Below are 1,045 nucleotides of genomic sequence, written 5' to 3'. Positions count from 1 at the left end.
GACCCGGTCCTGGGCGCGCGGCCGCTGCGCCGCACGATCCAGCGCGACATCGAGGACAACCTGTCCGAGCGGATCCTGTTCAACGAACTGACCCCAGGCCAGATCGTCGTCGTCGACTGCGAAGGCGACCCGGACAACATCGACAAGTCCAAGCTCGTCTTCACGGGTGCGGACCGGCCGGCCGAGGTGCCGGACGCGGTTCCGGCCGACCTCGGCGGCACCGCCGCCGCGGGGGCGGACGAGTAAGGCAAACCGCACAAAGGCGACGGCCCGGTGGCATCAGCCACCGGGCCGTCGCCGTTCCGTATCCCTGTCGAGCTGATGTCGCACAAGGTCCAGCTCGGGGTGCCGGCACCGAGGTCGGCGGGGCACGGCACCCCCATCCCGTAGTCCCTGTCGAGCTGCCCCCACAGATGGGGCAGTAACGCCCCACCCGCGTCGTCGGAAGGACCGTCTCCGCGGAACGTGCCGCCGCCGACCGAGCCTGGTATGAGCAGTGGTCCGACAGGCGGGGCAGCTCGACAGGGGCAACAGAGCACGGCCCGCCGGGCCTGTGGAGGTGGGCAGACGGGTGGCCACCTCGCAGCGACGGTCATACCGGACAAACCAACATCCAGGCACGGGCGACGCGCGGATCACCTGGGGCGTCGATCATCTGGGGGCTGTGTCCGGCTGGTGGCGGATTGCGGTGGCGGGGGCCACCGGCCCGTCGGGCATGGGTCGGGGGGCCGGGGCGTTGTAACCATCGTGAGCGCGTGACCCCCGGACCGTTTCGGCGGCCCCGGGGCGACGGCCGGAATGCCGGCCGGACCCGCGTCGTTACATCCCCCGGACCGGGATTGCTGGAGTGATGGCCGCTGGAATGTGCGGCCCGCCCAGCCGCTTGCATCCCCCGGGACCGCGCCCCGAGCGAGAGGGCGCGCACCCCTTCTGGCTTGACCTTTCCTTTTCCGTGGCGCACCCGCCCCCCTTCTGGTGTGTGCCGCGTACCCCCGATCGAAAGGTGCTTCATCATGCGTACCGATCTGATCCGTAAGGCCGCCCT

At 70.8% G+C, this 1,045-nt stretch carries 1 pseudogene; it reads left to right on the top strand.

From position 1 onward, the window contains the following. Positions 1-246, top strand: a pseudogene (locus tag AB0G14_RS35895) (ATP-dependent Clp protease ATP-binding subunit ClpC); the annotation flags it as partial. Between the last annotated feature and the right edge of the window lie 799 nt (positions 247-1,045).

Source organism: Micromonospora sp. NPDC023814 (assembly GCF_040639595.1).
Classification (GTDB): domain Bacteria; phylum Actinomycetota; class Actinomycetes; order Mycobacteriales; family Micromonosporaceae; genus Micromonospora.
Note: the sequence above shows the minus strand (reverse complement) of the source record. Positions and strands in the feature narration are given on the sequence as shown.